At 53.9% G+C, this 18302-nt stretch carries 12 protein-coding genes; 8 read left to right on the top strand and 4 right to left on the bottom strand.

Annotated elements, in window-relative coordinates:
- Positions 1-18 precede the first annotated feature (18 nt).
- The 6 genes from EDC33_RS05805 to EDC33_RS05780 all read left to right on the top strand — a co-directional run bounded on the left by EDC33_RS05805 (position 19) and on the right by EDC33_RS05780 (position 10975).
- Positions 19-3528 (top strand): PD-(D/E)XK nuclease family protein, encoded by a 3510-nt coding sequence (locus EDC33_RS05805; RefSeq protein ID WP_124010499.1) that lies wholly within the window; start codon positions 19-21, stop codon positions 3526-3528.
- On the top strand, positions 3467-6952 hold the full coding sequence (addA, locus tag EDC33_RS05800; protein ID WP_229716613.1) for a helicase-exonuclease AddAB subunit AddA: 3486 nt from the start codon (positions 3467-3469) through the stop codon (positions 6950-6952). The genes EDC33_RS05805 and addA overlap by 62 nt, the downstream gene beginning before the upstream one ends.
- Entirely contained in the window at positions 6945-8051 is a 1107-nt protein-coding gene (locus EDC33_RS05795) for a DUF418 domain-containing protein (RefSeq protein ID WP_052443630.1), read from the top strand. Before addA ends, EDC33_RS05795 begins: the two co-directional genes overlap by 8 nt.
- Positions 8052-8099: 48 nt before the next feature.
- On the top strand, positions 8100-9002 hold the full coding sequence (locus EDC33_RS05790; protein WP_124010498.1) for a fumarylacetoacetate hydrolase family protein: 903 nt from the start codon (positions 8100-8102) through the stop codon (positions 9000-9002).
- Between the two features lie 54 nt (positions 9003-9056).
- A complete protein-coding gene (locus EDC33_RS05785; RefSeq protein WP_040105005.1) occupies positions 9057-9431 on the top strand; it encodes a YisL family protein in 375 nt (124 codons plus the stop codon).
- Positions 9432-9562: 131 nt separating this feature from the next.
- Complete coding sequence (locus EDC33_RS05780; RefSeq protein ID WP_124010497.1) at positions 9563-10975, top strand: alpha-amylase family glycosyl hydrolase; 1413 nt, start codon at positions 9563-9565, stop codon at positions 10973-10975.
- A gap of 46 nt (positions 10976-11021) precedes the next feature.
- Here EDC33_RS05780 and EDC33_RS05775 read toward each other — a convergent pair whose 3' ends face one another.
- From EDC33_RS05775 to EDC33_RS05765, 3 genes are read right to left on the bottom strand one after another with little or no spacing between them, the layout of a single operon-like run.
- A complete protein-coding gene (locus EDC33_RS05775) occupies positions 11022-12365 on the bottom strand; it encodes a CoA-disulfide reductase (RefSeq protein WP_124010496.1) in 1344 nt (447 codons plus the stop codon).
- A 2-nt stretch (positions 12366-12367) separates the two neighbouring features.
- Positions 12368-13210 (bottom strand): DegV family protein, encoded by an 843-nt coding sequence (locus EDC33_RS05770; protein WP_040105002.1) that lies wholly within the window; start codon positions 13208-13210, stop codon positions 12368-12370.
- A 20-nt stretch (positions 13211-13230) separates the two neighbouring features.
- Positions 13231-14043 (bottom strand): Cof-type HAD-IIB family hydrolase, encoded by an 813-nt coding sequence (locus EDC33_RS05765; protein WP_040105001.1) that lies wholly within the window; start codon positions 14041-14043, stop codon positions 13231-13233.
- Between the two features lie 119 nt (positions 14044-14162).
- Between EDC33_RS05765 and EDC33_RS05760 the strand changes: the two genes are divergently transcribed.
- Positions 14163-14471 carry a metal-sulfur cluster assembly factor gene (locus tag EDC33_RS05760; protein ID WP_040105000.1) on the top strand — a complete coding sequence of 103 codons (309 nt, stop codon included), beginning with the start codon at positions 14163-14165 and terminating at the stop codon, positions 14469-14471.
- A 98-nt stretch (positions 14472-14569) separates the two neighbouring features.
- On the opposite strand, the gene EDC33_RS05755 is transcribed toward EDC33_RS05760, so the two are convergent.
- A complete protein-coding gene (locus EDC33_RS05755) occupies positions 14570-15394 on the bottom strand; it encodes an undecaprenyl-diphosphate phosphatase (RefSeq protein ID WP_124010495.1) in 825 nt (274 codons plus the stop codon).
- 177 nt (positions 15395-15571) lie between these two features.
- On the opposite strand from EDC33_RS05755, the gene clpB reads away from it, so the two are divergent.
- On the top strand, positions 15572-18160 hold the full coding sequence (clpB, locus tag EDC33_RS05750; protein WP_124010494.1) for an ATP-dependent chaperone ClpB: 2589 nt from the start codon (positions 15572-15574) through the stop codon (positions 18158-18160).
- The last annotated feature ends 142 nt before the right edge of the window (positions 18161-18302 follow it).

The raw sequence follows: 18302 nt of genomic DNA, 5'->3' as shown, positions 1-18302 counted from the left end.
CTCATAAGGAGGAAATACATGGGAATCAACATCTGGACAGGAATCAGCGGAACCGGAAAGACACAGCGCATGTTCGATGAGATAGATGCCATCACAAGTGAAGCACCGCTCGGTTCGAGCATCTATATCGTCACCCCTACCCAGAATACATTACGCTATGAGAACATCATCACCAACCCGACGGGGGAGAACCCAAGTGTCGGGAGTCTGCGTACTGCGGTGTTCAGCTTCTCGCGATTGATGTGGCACATCTTCAATGAGACGGGGCATTCGACACGGGATGCACTGTCCGAGAGCGGCCACATCATGCTGCTGCACAAGATGATGAATGAAATGAAATCGGAATTCGAATTCTATCGCGACAGCGCACAGTACATAAAATTTTCCGGCAAGGTGCTGGATATGCTGAGTGAATTCCGTGCCTACCGTGTTTCACCTGATGATTTCGGGCGCATCGAGACCCCGTCCGGCCGCGTCCGGGACAAGATGCATGATCTCGAGATCATCTACCGCAATTGGGAAAAGCGCATCACGGAACTCCAGATCGAGGACATCAATCTGGCTGACCAGTTCATCGATCTCCTGTATTCGGATACACCGATCCGCTCGCTCGAGGACGCCGTCATCTACATCGATGGGTTCCACAACTTCACGGAGAGCGAGTTTGCGCTGATCCAGGCGCTTGAGACACGGGTCCGGGAAATCAACCTGCTGCTGACCCATCAGGGGACGAACAAGCAGCTGTTCCGGAAGACGGATTCCGTCATTGAACGTCTGCGCTACCATATGGGCGACCACAGGCTGTCCTTCGAGCATTTCGGGGAGGACTTCAGACGCTCCAGCAGGAATGGGCTCATCCAGGTCGAACGGTACTTCGACCGGAACGAGTCGATCTACGACTATGACGGGGTCGTATTCACCGAGGCGCCGAACGTCCTTGAGGAAGTCAATGATGTGGCCAGGGAGATCGAGTCGCTCGTCTTCGACGGGAAGGCCCACTATACCGATGTCGGTGTACTCTACCGGGACGCGAACTATGAACCCGTGCTCCAATCGGTCTTCCGCCGGTACGGCATCTCCTATCATATCGACCAGAAAGTGCCCATGCACTCCCATCCCTTCATCCAGTTCATCATGAGCCTCCTGGAGTGCTACATGCGGAACTATGAGTTCGGCGCATTCATGAATGTGCTGAAGACGGGATACTTGTGCGAAGCATCAAAGCGGCACTACATCGATCAGCTCGAGAACTTCGTGCTGGAGCGCGGCCTGAGTGGCGCCTCCCTGTTCGATGACGAACAGTTCCGCTATTATACGGAAGTGACGGATGAAGGCATCAGGCGGGTGGACAAAAGCGATGCGTACGCCGGGATGATCGATTTCAAGAATGAAGTGCTCGAAAAGCTCGAGAAGGTCTTCAGGGAATTCAGGAAGGAAGGCACAGTGCGCGACTACATCAATACCATCTATGACTTCATCGTGGATGAGGGGATCATCGATGTGCTCGCCGAAGAGATGCAGGCACTCGATGAAAGGAACGAAATACAGGTGCGGGATGAGACTGAACAGGCCTACAACATGTTCATCCGGCTGCTGGATGATGCCTATACGGTGTTTGATGATGAAGAGGTGCCATTCACCCTCTTCTACGAGACTTTCATCGACGGTCTGAAGAATGCGGAGTTCAGCCTGCTGCCATCGACGATCGACCAGGTGATGGTCGGTTCCCTCGACCTGTCGAAGGTGGAGAACAAGAAATACATCTTCATCATCGGCCTGAACCGGGACGTCATGCCGCGGGAGAGCCGCAATACGGAAATCATCTCCGATGAGGAGAAGACGGTGTTCGAGCATGCGGACATCGAGCTCTCCCCAAGTTCCAGAACCCTTGCCCAGGATGAGCGCTTCGTCTTCTATCTTGGTGTGACCCGTGCGACGGAGGGGCTATACCTCAGCTGGGCGGGCACACTGCCGTCCGGCGAAGCGACGAAGATCAGCCCGTTCCTCGAAGAGCTCCTGCCTGGGGAGACACGCGTGAAAAATTATGAATACAGGCGGACATCGGAATACGACCGCTTCAATCCGTCCCGTCTGATCACATCGATAGAAAGCATGGAACCGCTCCTGCACCTGAAAGTGCGTGAGATGATGACGGCACCCGTCGGGTCGCCGGAAGCATTCCTCGAGCTCCCGGAATACAGGGGATGGGTCGAGGCATATCATATACTGATGAAGGAGCGCTGGCACGATGTGTACCCGCGCCTCAAGCGCAACCTGACGTATGACAACCGGGCGGAGCCCCTGACGCGCGAGACGGCGGAGGCGCTCTATACCCCCGAGATGAATGCCAGCGTTTCACGGTTCGAATCATTCTTCAGATGCCCATTCCAGCATTTCAGCCGATACGGCCTGAAGCTCAAGGTGCGGAAGCCCTATCAGGTGGCGCCGATCGAACTCGGCAACCTGTATCACGAGGTGCTCTATGATGTCGTCAAGTCGCTCGACTATACGCTGCGTCATCCGGAGGAGAAGGTCCGCGAACAGGTGGCGGACTCCATCGAACGGTTTTCACAGGCGATCCAGTTCGGCATATTCGAACATACCGGATACTATAAATCCCTGAAATCAAGGGCCCGCGATGCGATCATCAAACTGCTCCTCTTCATGAAGGACATCGAATCGCTCGGCCACTACAGGATTGCCGATGTCGAGCTGTCATTCGGCTTCAGGGACAGTCCGATGGAGGAGGTCACGCTGACGAGCAATGATGGCTACAAGATCCACCTGCGCGGAAAGATCGACCGCGTCGACATGTATGAGACGAAGGACGGCGCCTACGTCAACCTCATCGACTACAAGTCGAGCACACGGAGCATCTCGCGTGAAGGCGTACTGAACGGACTCGAGCTGCAGATGATGACCTACATGCATGTGCTGATGGACCAGGGGAGGGAACACTTCGGCAAGGAGAAGATCATGCCGAACAGCATGCTCTTCTTCCCGGTCAGGGATCCGCTCCTGTCACTTGATGACGAGGCGGCGCTGGAGGCGGCGGAAGCCGAGCACAAGAAGCGCATGCGTCCGGACGGCGTATTCATCAACGAGCACGCGGAATATGATGCGCAGCTCGATGAGACATCTGTCGGCATCAGCGGCATGCTTGCGGACCTCGACGATTTCAAGGAATACAACAGATATCTCCCGATCTCCGTATCGAAGAACGGCAAGATCAATGCCCGGACGAAGGGCAAGTACTTCAGTCCGGAGCTCTTCCGGCATTACGCCGACCACATCATGGACATGTACAGGAATGCAACGGATGAGATATACGGCGGGGAAGTGCTCGCGTCACCGATGGCGATGGACGCGGGGAACACCCGGCTTGCATGTGAGATGTGCGACTTCAAGTCCGCATGCCACATCGATGCGCTGATGAACCGCCGGGATATAAGGAAGAACGAATTGGATGAGGAAGCAGTCAGCCTATTTGAAAGTGAGGTATCCATTGATGGTCCAGTGGACAGATAAACAGCTTGAAGCGATTGAATATGAAGGATCGGACGTGCTGGTGGCCGCAGCGGCCGGCAGCGGCAAGACGACCGTCCTGGTCGAACGGATCATCCGCAAGATCCTCGGTGGCCGCTACAGCATCGACGAAGTGTTCGTCGCCACCTTCACCAACATGAGTGCACGGGACATGAAGGACAAGATAGAGAAGGCATTGCGCCAGGCGTATGGGGAGAAGCGCGACCCGGCCATCTACACCGAGATGCTCAAGCTGAAGGAGGCGCACATATCCACACTCCACAGCTTCTGCCTGCACCTCATACAGATGCACTACAATACGATCGGCCTGTCCCCGGATATGCGGACGCTCGGGGATGTCGAGATGAAGATCCGCCTGGACCAGGTGATATCGAACGTACTCGAATCCTACTACGATGAAGGAGGAGAGGATTTCAACACGCTGTCGATGATGCTGTCGACCGACAAGAGCAACGATGGGCTGCTGAATACGATCCGCGACCTTTACTATACCGCTGTGGCGAGCCCCGACCCGGAAGGCTATCTGGAGGGGAACATCGACCAGTATCTGAATGAAGCGCACCTGCAGGACATCCTGGATGCGCACAACCACAACATCAAACTGAAGCTCGACGCCCTGATGGCCGATGTCGACCAGCTGCGCCAGCATTATCATGTGGTGACGCACGAATCGATCAAGGAAACGCAGGTGCGTGATGCCTTCGATGCCCTCGAGGGGCTCGGCCGCACGGTCATGGGTGCGATGGAGGAGAACCGGGAAGGCCGGCCGGTGGAACTGCCGGCGTTCGGCCTCAAAGATGGCCGCTCTGCATTCATCAAAAACATCGAAGACCCGGATGCCAAAGCGCAGCTGCTTGCAGTGCAGAACCGTGTGAAGAAGCGGTATGCGGAAATCAGGGATGCTCCGGTCTATACGCTCGACCGTGTGAAGGATGAACTCGGCCCGCTGAACGGCTACAGCAACACCCTGGTCCGCATTGTGCTGGAAGTGATCGAACGCTTCCGCAGACAGAAGCGTACCCGCAATGAAATGGATTTCTCCGACTATGAGCATTATGCGCTGGCCATCCTGAATGCATCCGACGGAGCGGTCCGCTCCATGTACCAGAGCCGGTTCAAGGAGGTCATGATCGATGAATACCAGGACATCAACCGTGTCCAGGAGGCTATCATCCAGGCCCTGAAAAGCGGGGATGAGGCGACGGGCAACCTGTTCATGGTGGGGGATGTCAAACAGTCCATCTATAAATTCAGACAGGCTGATCCGTCACTCTTCATCGAAAAGTCCGAACGCTTCCGTGAGCCCGGCAGCGGCCGGGTCATCAGCCTGAACCACAACTTCCGCTCCCGCGGCGAAGTGATCGATCTGACGAATGCAGTCTTCGAGCGCATCATGGACAGGGAAGTCGGGGAAGTGGAGTATGATGAAACCCACCGCCTCGTCCAGGGGAATTATCTGGATGCCCCGCCGCTCGCCTCGGAGTGCCACATCATCGAAGATGCGGAAGGCAAGGGGGAGGATGCGGAGATACTCCACATCGTCCAGGTGGTGAAGCGCCTCAGGAAAGCAGGGGCGGACTACCGGGACATCGTCATCCTGACACGGAACACGAGGGATAATGAAGCCTACCGTAAACTGCTGTCGGAAGCGGAACTGCCGGTGTTCGTCAACAACCGGTCGGGCTATCTCGACACCCTTGAGATCCGCACGATGATCAGCATCCTGTCCATCGTCGACAATCCGCTGCAGGATGACCATCTGGTCGGCGTCATGCGCCTGCCGATGTTCGACTTCTCGGAGAATGACATCGCACGCATACGGGCCGATTCCGACTGTGAATATATGTATGAGGCCCTTGTCGGCTACGAGGGTCCGGCACTCGTGATGAAGAAGATCGAGGAGTTCCTGGATACGCTCCGGACGCTGCAGGACTATGCAAGGTACATGAGTGTGCCGGAGCTGATCGATGAAATCTACCTTGAACTCAATATCCTGGAGTATTTCGCAGGACTCAAGGGCGGCCTCACACGCCGTGCCAATCTGAATGGCTTTGTGGAGAAGGCGATGGATTTCGAGAAGATGTCCCACCTCTCCCTCTACGAATTCATCACCTACATCGGGCGCATGATCCAGGACGGCCAGGATTTCGGCGAGGAGAATACGGTCTCCGATGATGCGGATACGCTCCGTGTCATGACCATCCACGCATCCAAGGGACTCGAATTCAACCATGTCATATATGCCGGCCTGCACAGGCAGCTGAACATGATGGATGTCACGAAGAAGGTGACCATCCACCCTGATGGGGGCATCGCCTTCAAACGCTTCATGCCGGAGCAGCAGGTGCTCCTGCCGAGCATCCATGCCCAGGTCGTCAAACAGATGATCCAGCAGGAACGGATCAGCGAGGAGATGCGCCTCGTCTATGTGGCGTTGACGCGTGCCATCGACCAGTTGATCATCCCCCTCGTCTACAAGCGTGAGCGGACGGAGAAGTACAGCTATGGAGGCGGTATGGTCCATGCGGACGACAGGCTCTCCATCCGGAGCATACAGGATCTGCTTGCCCCAGTCCTCATCAATACGCCCATGGATGCACTTGAAGTGCACACCATTGAAGAGGTGGAGGCGGAACCCCAGGCGGTCGAATATACATCCCTCGAAGCGCTGGAGGGCCTGAAGGTCAGGGGGGACCAGCTGCTGAAGGACCGCATCCTCCACCGGTATCCGTACAGGGAGGCGACGGAAACCGTATATAAGGAATCCGTGACGGAGATCAAACGGCGCAATGAAACGCCGCCGGATGACAGTGCCGTAATCCGGCACGACCGGACACCGAACTTCCGTGCTCCGAACTTCCGCAACGAATCGCTCGATGCGCCGGTGTTCGGGATGATGATGCACCAGATGATGATGCATCTGCTCAACCGCTATGATGCGCTCCGCACACTGGATGCAGAAGCGCAGGCGGCCTTCATCGAACGGATGATCCTGGAACAGACGGCCGACGATCCGCTGATCACGCAGGCACACCAGACCCAGATGATCCAGAACATCCACCGGTTCCTGGAAGATGAAACGATGCGTCAGCTGCTTGCAGACCAGCAGTCGATCCATACGGAGATTCCATTCATCATGAACCAGCAGGCCATCGGCTATTCCGGCTTCGACCGGCAGATGGTGCAGGGGATCATCGATGCACTCCTTGAGATGGAGGATGATTTCGTCATCATCGACTACAAGACGGACCGGGTGGCGCATACGGGTCTGACTGAAGCCGATCTCGTGGAAAGATACCGGACACAGATGGACATATACAGTCGCTCGATAATGCAGGCACTCAGAAAAGATGTTACGGTATACCTATATTTCTTTGATTATGGAGCGATTAAATTTGATGACTGACAGCACACGTTCAAGCATCATCCTAGGGCTTGCGTTCCTCGGCATACTGCTGATGAACGGCCTCTTTTTCATGATGCCCTATGAAGCTTTGAACCCATATGAATACTTGAGCGGCAGCAATTTGAGCACCTTCCAGGTGCTGGACATCTTCATCGGCGGCGCCATCGTACCGCTCGTGGCCCTGGCCACAGGCTATCTCATCAATGCCTTCAGGCATTACGGGATCGGCAATCTCGCCAAAGTGGCAGCTTTCGTTCTGGCGCTCGGCATCGTACAGACATTCTTCATATTCGCGTTTGATTTCCTGCCCGGCCTCGTACTGATGGCATTGGTGGCACTGCTCTTCCTGAAGGCGCACTGGGCGGTGTCCCTCCTGGCGGCACTGCTGCTGTTCTTCTTCCATCTGACGGCCAATGTGCTCGTCGGCTTCTTTGCGAGCGTCGGCTCCCCGACGGACATCATATATACGGCGATGCAGGATGTCCAGGAATTCACCAGTGTCTTCAGGAGTACGGACTACTTCGCCATCATCGCACTGAACATTGAACTGTTCTCGAGGAATGTAATCAGCACGCTCTATGGGCTGCTGTTCACCGTGCTGCCCTGGCTGCTCGTCGGCATGAGCCTCGGCAGACTCGATATCGTCCGTTTCATCCGCTCGAATCCGGTGATGCACATCATCCTCTTCATCGTACTTGCAGGCGGAGGCATGGCAATCAAGATGATCCAGGTGCTGACCCTCGGCAGCTACAGCGGCCGCCTGTTGGCGGAGAACTTCGGCGGGCCGGTGCTCGCCCTCGGTTATTTCTTGCTGATGATGTACCTCACCACCATCGTGCCGTCTTCCGTATTGGAAGTGTTCAGGCGGATGGGCAGATATTTCCTGACGCTCTACATCCTGTCGAATGTCGTCTTCATGATGATCTTCTACGGCATAGGCGCGGGAATGTATGGGGAAATGGAGATTGCAGCCATGATTTGGACCGTCCTCATCATTCTGGTTTTCCTGATGGTCCTTGCAACCGTGATGCACCGTTACCGTATCAGAAGCATCGAGGATTTATTTACGCATAATTCTGAAAATGGAATCAACAGATAGCCATTGTCTGTTATAATGAAGTAAATACACACATAAGGAGCGTATTCCATGAAATTTTTAACATTTGATTATGGGAATCATACGTATTACGGCGTCAAAGTAAAGCGTGAGGAGAGTGCCTGGATCCTTCCGAAGCTGTTCGAAGCGTTCGGAGATGAAGCGGATTATCCTAAAACCCTGCTTGAAGGCATTTCTAGATACCACACGCTGGATTTCCAGGAACATGTCCGAAAATTAGTGGAAAAGGCACAGGAGTCGGGAGATGCAGACCAGTACAAGGCGCCGTTCAATGAAATCACTTTCCGTGCACCCGTCACGCCGCCGAACAACGTGATCGCCTTCGGACGGAACTACAGGAAGCATGCCGAAGAGATGAACAACGAAGTGCAGAGCCTCTATGTCTTCACAAAGGCGGCGACTAGCCTGGTCGGAGATGAGGCCACGATTCCAAATCATCAGGACATCACCAGCGAACTGGACTACGAAGGGGAACTTGGCGTCGTCATCGGCAAGCGCGCCGAGAAGATCCAGAGTTCCATGGCACTGGATCACATCTACGGCTATACGATCATCAACGATATCACTGCCCGTGACCTGCAGAAGGAACATCACCAGGCATTCCTTTCCAAAAGCCTGAAGGGCGGCTGCCCGATGGGGCCGTTCATCGTCACGAAGGATGAACTCCCGAATCCCGAGCAGACATCGATCGTAACCAAGGTGAACGGTGAGATCAGACAGGATGGCAGCACGCGCGAGATGGTATTGAAGCTCGACGAACTGATTGCTGAAGTCTCCAAGTATGTGACCCTTGAGCCGGGTGACATCATCGCTACGGGAACACCGGGCGGTGTCGGTGCCGGCATGAATCCGCCGAAGTTCCTGCAGCCCGGCGATGAGGTGCGCATATCCGTCAATGGCATCGGTACATTGACGACATATATTGATGGGTAATCCTTCCTGAAATATGATAAGATATTCTTGATTCATATTTGAAAGGAAGATTAAATGATACACTTGCACCTGACAGCGCTCGTACTGGCGATCATACTGTTCATCATCACGTATAATTCGATCGACAGTCCGGATGGCGAATCCAAGTATTCAAAAGCACTGCATATGGTCCTGAGGCTGATCTACCTGATCATCCTGTTCACTGGCCTCATGCTGTTCCTCGACTTCAGCAGCGGCGACCAGATGATGTACGGGCTCAAATTCCTTGCGGGTCTCATCACGATCGGCCTGATGGAGATGGCACTGATCAAGCAGCGCAAAAAGGGGACGGGACGCAATCTCGTCATCGCGCTGGTCATATTCCTGATCGTGACGATTGCCCTTGGAATCTATCTACCGGCTGGTCCGTTGAGCGCATTGTTCGCGTAGGCGGGACTGGGCCAGGCACTCTTCTACAGGGTGCCTTTTTTCATGCAAATTTGTGAACGTTTATTGACATGGTGCTTTTTTCAAATTTTATCTAGTATACTTGCAGTATAAAAATAGAAGGTAGGATAGCAATGAAGAGAATAATGATATATATGGCGGTTCTGCTCATGGGCATATCCATGTCGAACGGCGAAGTGGCGGCCCAGGAGGCCGATGAAGCACGGATCTATACGATCGTCGTCGACCGTTTCCTGAATGCCGATTCAGGGAATGACATCAGCGTCACAGACGATGAAGACGCACCGCTGCCGTTTGGCGGCGACTTCGAGGGTATCCAAAACAATCTGGACTACATAGAAAAGATGGGCTTCGATACGCTGATGCTGTCCCCGGTATTCGACAAGGCGGATGAAGATTACCTCGGCTATGATGTCGAAGCCTATGGAGAGGTCGAAGCGGCTTTCGGCGGCGCTGAAGCATTCCGCGACCTGATCGATGCCGCACATGGACGGGATATGGAAGTCGTCGTCGATATGCCGGCCACAATGGCCGATGGCTACACGGCACTTGAAGATCCCGAGCTGAATGCACTCCAGCAGAGCTATTATGATATGATCGACGCCGAATTCATAGACTTCACCAATGCGGACAACCAGACGCGGTACAAGGAGATGGCCCAGGCGTTCGTCGACGAATATGATGTCGATGGAGTCAGCATGACCCTCGTGCAGGATGGCATCGATGCCGAAACCTTCATGCCTGAAGGCGTGACGACCTACGGCATCATCCCCGGGGAGGGGATGTCTGCAGAAGGGTTCGACCATGTGAACGACCCTGCCATAACCAATCAGCTGACTGAATCATTCAGTACGACGGACCGGGAGATTCCCGAACATCCGACCGACGGCACACTTTTGCTTGCCGACCATTGGTTCAGCGAACGCTTCACAAAGTCTGCGGTGGAAGAGAACATGTTCCCCGGCACCCGCATCAGCCAGCTCACGGCTTATCTGTATGCATATCCGGGGCCGATCGCCTTCCAATACGGAACGGAAGTCGCACTGAATGGGGACGACATACCGCACGTTCACCGTCAGATGGACCTCTGGACCGACCAGGAGGTCGTGGACTACATCGAGTCGCTCAATAACGTGCTGTCGCAGCACCCGAACATGTTTGAAGGGGAAAGGGAGATACTGAAGAACGAAGATGGACATTATGTCCAGAGATACTATACTTCCGATGTTGATTTCATACTGAATCTGAACGACACGTCGGTTACGGAAAATGCCGAAATCCCGATCGAGTCCCAGGATGAAGGAAAGATGCTGAGCGGGCTCCTGATCGGTGACCTTCTGCGCAGCAGCGACATGGAGGATGATGCCTTCCTGGCAGTGCTTGACCGCGAAGAGACGGAACTCTATGCCGTAATCGAAGAAAGAGGATTCAACAACGGCTATATATACGCCGGGCTCCTCATCTTCGGCGGGTTCGGAATCTTCATCTGGATTGTTGCGAGAAGAGGAAGAAGAAGCGGGGAATAATTCGTTATTAATAATATAACCCCCTCCGGCTGGAGGGGGTTATATTTTATTCATGTATTTTCTTCATTTTCTCTATCGCCTTATATCCGATCATGTTGAGCACGCTTTTCGGGCTTGAGTATGGCGGGGAGTAGGCGACTTCGATGTTGGCAAGGTCCATGGCGGTCCCGCCGAGGCGGATATGGGCCGACAGGATGTCGATGCGCTTGTCGACGCCTTCGGTACCGACGACGACTGCACGCAGTATCTTGCCGTCATCCTTGCCCACATAGGCGCGGACATGGATCGGTACACTGTCCGACATGTACCCGGCCTTGTTCTTCTGCCTATGGTCCACAACAAAGTGCGGATAGTCCGCAAGCTCCGGCTCGGTCAGGCCGAGCGTAGCGATATCGTAGTCGAAGAAGCGGATGATGTTGGTGCCGAGCAGCCCCTCGAAGCAGACGGAACTGTCACCGCTGATCTGGTTGCTGATGACATATGCCATCCTGTGGGCACCCCATGCGAGTGCCACATGGACCGGACGGTCCACGTGATGGTAGTTCGTTTCGATCGCATCCCCGACGGCATATACCCCTTCCTTGTTGGTGCAGCCATGCTTATCTGTGCAGATATAGCCTTCATCATTCAATATGATGCCTGATCCTTCAAGGAAATCAGTGCGCGGTGTGATGCCGATGCCTGCGATGATCATCGGAGCCTCGATCTTTTCACCGTTTGAGAGGGTCGCAGTATCACCTGAAACCTCCACAATTTCCGTATCGAGCTTCACATCGACTCCCCGGGATTTGAGCTCCTCCATGAAGAAATCGCTCATATCGGACTCGAGCGGCCGATAGATTTCCGTGTCCCGGTGCACAAGCGTCACCTCGATGCCTCGGTGGACAAGGTTCTCAGCCATCTCAAGGCCGATGTACCCGGCACCGACGACGACGGCACGCGTGATGTTCTTCTCTTCGATGTGGGCCTTGATTTCATCCAGGTGCTCCAGGGAATGGAGGACGAATGCCTGGGGCACATCAAGCAGTGCTGGAATGAGGCGCGGGGAACCACCGGGGGAGAGGATCAGGTAGTCGTACGCTGCATCGAACGTGCGGTCATTTCTGATATCCTTCACCTGTACCGTCCTGTTATCCGGATCGACTGCCGTCACCTCATGGAATATTTCGACGGTGACATCGCGTTCCGCAAAACTTTCGGGTGTCGCCGCGACCAGCTGGTCGCGCTCTTCGACTTCTCCGCCGATGTGATAGGGCAGGCCGCAGTTGCCGTAGCTGATGTCGCGGCCCTTCTCATAGATGGTGATGTCGATTTCCGGATCGATCCTTCTGAGCTGTGCGGCTGTCGTGGCGCCTCCGGCCACGCCGCCTACAATAATAACCTTTCCCATGCCTACACCCCTTCATTGAAATAGAACATTGCTACCGTGCCATTGCCCGTATGACTGCTGATCGTCGGCCCTATTGTACTGATCCTGACGTCAGTGATGGTGGTACCGTCCAGTATCTTCTGCTTCAGCTGCTCCGCCTGCGCTTCCGCATTGGCCTGGGTGATATGCACCTCACGGGTGACATTGTCGGCGATCAGGTGCTTGACCATGCTGCTGTGCACCTTCTTGGTGCCACGGTGCTTCTCGAGCGGGACGAGTTTCCCCTCTTCAACATGGAGCAGCGGCTTGATGTTGAGCAGGCCGCCGAGGAATGCCTGTCCTTTCGACAGACGTCCCCCCTTTGCCAGATAGTCGAGATCGTCGACTGTGAAGAAGTGGCGGATGTCCTTGACATCCTTTTCGACTTTGGCAATAACCTCATCTTTGGACAATCCTGATTCCACATAGCCATGGGCACGCTCCACAATCAGTCCGAGGCCATAGCTTGCAGCCTTCGTATCGATGATGGTGATGTCCGCATCAGGGTGGTCATCCAGAATCGTATCCTTTGCGATTACGGCACTCTGGTATGTGCCCGAGAGTTCGCTCGAGAAGGCGATGTAGAGTACAGGTTCCCCGCGTTCCACGTATTTCTGGAAGACCTTGGTGAAATCCTCAGGGTTCGCCTGGCTCGTCAATGGACGTTTGCCTTCTGAAATGGCATCGAGCACCTCCGTACTTGAAATGTCGAACTGGTCCAGGTAGTCCTTGTCATCAATCGTAATCTTCAGTGGAATCATTTCTATCTCCATCCTGTCCAGTTCCTCCACGGAGATATCTGAACAGCTGTCTGCGATCAACTGCATATCATCTGCTCCTTTCTTTGTTATAGATTCAATTTGAAAAAGTCGTTCAGGAACTGGCCGATGCCTTCGTCATTATTGGTGTCGGTCATGTAGTCGGCCACTGTCCTGATTTCATCGATGGCATTGCCCATCGCCACCCCATGCTCGACATAGCGGAGCATTTCGGTGTCGTTGTCCTCATCGCCGAAGGCGATCGTGTACTTCTGGTCTATGCCGAGGTAGCCCCGGCAGTAGTCGACGCCGACCGCCTTGTTGATGCCCTTCTTGACGATCTCGATGACCGGATAGGGCGCACCCCAGCGGCGGTGTTCGATCGTTTCGGCGAACAGGTCATCCAGTGCCTGCCTTATGGCCGGCACTTCCGGTTCCTCAGCCTGGATCAGTATGGTCGTCGGGCCCGATTCGATGTTCTGGGTCAGGTCACCGATCTTGACCTGCGGGTTGCCCATGCTGAAGGCCTCGAAGAGCACCTCGTCATGGTAGTGGATATAGACATTGTCCTTCACTTCGGCGATGATGTTCTGTATGTTCAAATCCGGTACACGCTTGACGATCTCCTGGGCGACTTCCAGGTCGAGTTCCTCATGCACTGTCTTGAAGTACAGATCCTGGGGATGGTGGACGAAGGCGCCGTTGAAATTGACGATTGGTGTATTCATGCCCAGTTCCCGGTAGTAGGGTTCGCTTGCTCTATAGGGGCGGCCGGTCGAAATCATGATTTCATGGCCGCGTGTCTTCAGTTCGAGTAGTGTTTTTTTGGTGAATGGGCTGATTGCCTTGTCGTCGTTCAGCAGCGTCCCATCCAGGTCCAAACATATAAGATGCTTTTCCATTACGGCAAATCTCCTTGTCAACATTCATAAAACTATCATAACTATCATATCATTTATGTTTATATCGTGTAGTTTTTTTGATATATTATATAGTATATACTCTAAAAGGAGTGAGATAAATGGATAAAGCAATGGAAGAAAGCATGATGGGTGCCCTTGAGAACGTCATCGACCCGGAACTCGGCATCGATATCGTCAACCTCGGACTCGTCTATGGTGTACATCTTGATGAAGATGGCAACGCAGGTGTTGAAATGACACTTACCTCCATGGGCTGCCCGATGGGACCACAGATTGTGGACCAGGTCAAAACTGCACTCTCCGAACTTCCTGAAGTCAAAGAGACGGAAGTCAACATCGTATGGAATCCGCCATGGGACAAAGATAAAATGAGCCGTTACGCCAAGATAGCACTCGGTGTGAGCTAGGCCGGCATATAAGCAAATCCCACAACCTGAAGGTTGTGGGATTTTTTTGTGTCCGGTGTGTACTGCCGGGGTATGGATGATATTGTATGGACCATATCCTACAGGATGAACAGATGATACAGGATGGCGAATGAACCGAGCGCAAAACAGTAATAGGTGAAGATTGCAAGGTTCCCGCGCTCCATGACCCCCTGAAGCCACTTCAGGCCGAAGTATGTGGCGATGATGCTGGCGATGAATGCAAGCGCATAGGGAATGGCCAGCGATATGATCTCGGGGTCGTTCACGAGGTCCCCGACGGAGATCAGTGCCGTGCCGAGCGATACGGGGATGTAGAGCAGGAATACGAACCTGAGGGCGTTCTTCTGGTTCATGCCTACAGCCATTGAACCGACGAGTGCGGCACCGCTGCGGCTCACGCCTGGCATCAGTGCAACGCACTGGGCCAGCCCGACGATGATGGCATCCTTGATGCTCAGGTCGCCGTCGCGCTTCACGCCCCGCTTGTTCTTGATGAACCAGAGTGCGAGGCCGGTGATGAACAGCATCAGTCCGACGGTCAGCATAGAGACGTTGTCCCCGATGACGTCCTTCAGCAGGATGCCGAAGACACCGACCGGAATGGTGGCGATGATGAGATAGATGGTATAGCGGAAGTCCTCGACGGCTTCCTCATCCCGCGCCCCTTTGAACAGGAAGCGGCTCAGATTGACCACGATTGCAGTGATATCCTGGCGGTAGATGAAGAGTATCGCAATGAGTGATGCGGTATTCAGCAGTATTTCGAACGACAGGCCCTTGGCCTCTATCCCGAAAATTTCCCGGGCGATGACGAGATGGCCGCTGGATGATACAGGAATCGGTTCAGTGAACCCCTGCAGCAGCCCCAAAAATATGTAACGGATAATTTCCAAAATATCCATGATTCAACCTCCTATGAAACCCTAGGATATAATATAAAATAAATGTCGGATAAAAGCTATCAATTACTTGAAAATAAATGCAGTGGGTGTATAATATAGTTAAAGGTCAAAAAAGGTCAAACATTTTGAGGCGGTTTGAATAAAGCTGCTCCCATTTTAGAACAAGAGGTGATGAATATGGATATCAACAGGATGACGTACACGGTACAGTCCATCATCGAAAGGGCACAGTCGATTTCCGTCGACATGAAGCTCCAGTCGATCGAAGTGGAAGCCGTCATGAAGGCGCTCTTCACCATAGATGAAAGCATGGCACGGGATGTACTGGAACGGGCCAACATCGATGTGGATGCACTGCTCACGAAATATGATGAAAAACTGTCGAAGTACAATGTGGTCAAGGGAGACAATGTCCAATATGGGCAGTACATGTCGAACGGCTTCACACAGGTCGTGAACAGGGCAGAGAAGATCATGGGCGAAATGAAGGATGAATACATCTCGGTCGAACACATGCTCATGGCAGGCATCGAGACGGAACCGATCCTGAAGGAGACCGTCGGAAACAAGAGTGAAGTGATCAGGGAGATCATCAACAAAGTAAGAGGGGGAAATCATGTGACAACACAAAATCCGGAAGTGCAATATGAAGTTTTGGAAAAATATGGACGTGACCTCGTCGAGGAAGTCCGGAGCGGCAATGTGGATCCCGTCATCGGGCGCGATGAGGAAATCCGCAACTCCATCCGCATACTGAGCAGAAAACGCAAGAACAACCCGGTCCTGATCGGGGAGCCGGGCGTCGGCAAGACGGCGATCGTGGAAGGGCTCGCCCAGCGCATCGTGCGCAAGGACGTCCCGGACAGCCTGCTTGATAAGACGATATTTGAACTCGATCTTTCTGCGCTTGTCGCCGGTGCGAAGTACCGCGGTGAATTCGAGGAACGCCTGAAGGCCGTACTCAAGGAAGTGAAGGAGTCGGAAGGGCGGATCATCCTCTTCATCGATGAGATCCATATGCTGGTGGGCGCCGGCAAGACTGAAGGTGCGATGGATGCCGGCAATATGCTGAAGCCGATGCTCGCCCGAGGGGAACTCCACTGCATCGGGGCCACCACACTGAATGAATACCGCGAATATATCGAAAAGGACTCCGCCCTGGAACGCCGTTTCCAGAAGGTACAGATACCGGAGCCCGATGTCGAGGATACGATTTCCATCCTCCGCGGGCTCAAGGAGCGCTATGAGGTGCACCACGGGGTGCGGATCACCGATCGCGCCCTCGTTGCAGCGGCTGAACTGTCCGACCGGTACATTACGGACAGGTTCCTGCCGGATAAGGCGATCGACCTGATGGACCAGGCGAGTGCCACGATACGGACGGAGATGGGCTCGAATCCAACCGAGCTCGACCAGATCAACCGCCGCGTCATGCAGCTTGAAATCGAAGAGCAGGCCTTGAAGTCGGAGGATGATTCCGTATCAAGGACACGGCTTGAAGAGCTGCAGAAGGAATTGTCCGAAGGACGTGAAGCCCAGCAGTCCCTCGCTCAGCGTGTGGAGAAGGAGAAGGGGCAGATCCAGAAGGTCAACGATAAGCGTGAAGAGCTCGACCGTACACGGCAGGAGCTCGAGGAGGCCGAAAACAACTATGAGCTTGAAAAGGCCGCAGAACTCCGGCACGGCAGGCTGCCGCAGCTCGAGCGTGAACTCTCAGAGCTGGAAGCGGCCCTCCAGGAGGAAAGCGCCGGTGAGAACCGCATCATCCGCGAAGTGGTGACGGAGGATGAAATCGGCTACATCGTCAGCCAGTGGACCGGTATACCGGTAACGAAGCTCGTCGAAACCGAAAAGGATAAACTGTTGAAGCTGTCCGATATACTTCATGAACGTGTAGTCGGGCAGGATGAGGCGGTTGACCTCGTTGCCGATGCTGTTATAAGGGCACGGGCCGGCATCAAGGATCCGAACCGGCCGACCGGCAGCTTCCTATTCCTCGGCCCGACCGGTGTCGGCAAGACGGAACTCGCTAAGACGCTGGCGGCGACGATGTTCGATTCCGAGAAGCACATGATCCGCATCGATATGAGTGAATACATGGAACGGCATGCCGTCTCCAGGCTCATCGGTGCACCGCCGGGATATGTCGGACATGAGGAGGGCGGCCAGCTGACGGAAGCCATCCGCCGCCAGCCGTACTCCGTCATCCTCCTGGATGAAGTGGAGAAGGCCCACACGGATGTCTTCAACATCCTGCTCCAGCTGCTGGACGAAGGCCGCCTGACGGATTCGAAGGGAAGGTCGGTCGACTTCAGGAATACGATCATCATCATGACATCGAATATCGGCTCGAACCATCTGCTCGATACGGTGATGCAGGATGGGGAGATCTCCGAAGGTACGAAGGACATCGTCATGAAGGAGGTCCATCAGCACTTCAAACCTGAGATCATCAACCGCATGGACGACATCGTCATCTTCAGTCCGCTGTCCAGGGAGAACATGAAGCTCATTACAGACAAGCTGATCAATGACCTGAACAGGCGCCTTACAGACCAGCATATGACCGTTGAAGTCACTGATGCGGTCAAGGACTGGATATCTGAAGAGGCCTACGAACCGCAGTTCGGTGCACGTCCGCTCAAACGCTTCATCCAGCGTCACATAGAAACACCGCTTGCAAGGAAACTAATTGAAGCGGATATGTCGGAAGGCATCAATGTAAAGATAGACTACCGAGACGGCGCGCTGCAATTTGATATGTAGATCAGTTTTATCCAAGCTGTCCCTCTGATGAGGGGCAGCTTTTTTTCTGCATATATCTCAGTTGATGAAAATCATTCTATAAGTTTAAATTTACAATATAATTTGAATTATCTGTAAAATTATAATAAAATTGATTCAAGTC

The organism is Salinicoccus roseus, from assembly GCF_003814515.1.
Lineage (GTDB): Bacteria > Bacillota > Bacilli > Staphylococcales > Salinicoccaceae > Salinicoccus > Salinicoccus roseus.
This window is presented reverse-complemented; position numbering and strand designations above follow the sequence as displayed.

Excerpts from the sequence above, each read along its gene's own strand:
- EDC33_RS05805 (WP_124010499.1), top strand. The coding sequence starts at position 19 with ATGGGAATCAACATCTGGACAGGAATCAGCGGAACCGGAAAGACACAG.
- addA (WP_229716613.1), top strand. The coding sequence starts at position 3,467 with ATGAGGAAGCAGTCAGCCTATTTGAAAGTGAGGTATCCATTGATGGTC.
- EDC33_RS05795 (WP_052443630.1), top strand. The coding sequence starts at position 6,945 with ATGACTGACAGCACACGTTCAAGCATCATCCTAGGGCTTGCGTTCCTC.
- EDC33_RS05790 (WP_124010498.1), top strand. The coding sequence starts at position 8,100 with ATGAAATTTTTAACATTTGATTATGGGAATCATACGTATTACGGCGTC.
- EDC33_RS05785 (WP_040105005.1), top strand. The coding sequence starts at position 9,057 with ATGATACACTTGCACCTGACAGCGCTCGTACTGGCGATCATACTGTTC.
- EDC33_RS05780 (WP_124010497.1), top strand. The coding sequence starts at position 9,563 with ATGAAGAGAATAATGATATATATGGCGGTTCTGCTCATGGGCATATCC.
- EDC33_RS05775 (WP_124010496.1), bottom strand. The coding sequence starts at position 12,365 with ATGGGAAAGGTTATTATTGTAGGCGGCGTGGCCGGAGGCGCCACGACA.
- EDC33_RS05770 (WP_040105002.1), bottom strand. The coding sequence starts at position 13,210 with ATGCAGTTGATCGCAGACAGCTGTTCAGATATCTCCGTGGAGGAACTG.
- EDC33_RS05765 (WP_040105001.1), bottom strand. The coding sequence starts at position 14,043 with ATGGAAAAGCATCTTATATGTTTGGACCTGGATGGGACGCTGCTGAAC.
- EDC33_RS05760 (WP_040105000.1), top strand. The coding sequence starts at position 14,163 with ATGGATAAAGCAATGGAAGAAAGCATGATGGGTGCCCTTGAGAACGTC.
- EDC33_RS05755 (WP_124010495.1), bottom strand. The coding sequence starts at position 15,394 with ATGGATATTTTGGAAATTATCCGTTACATATTTTTGGGGCTGCTGCAG.
- clpB (WP_124010494.1), top strand. The coding sequence starts at position 15,572 with ATGGATATCAACAGGATGACGTACACGGTACAGTCCATCATCGAAAGG.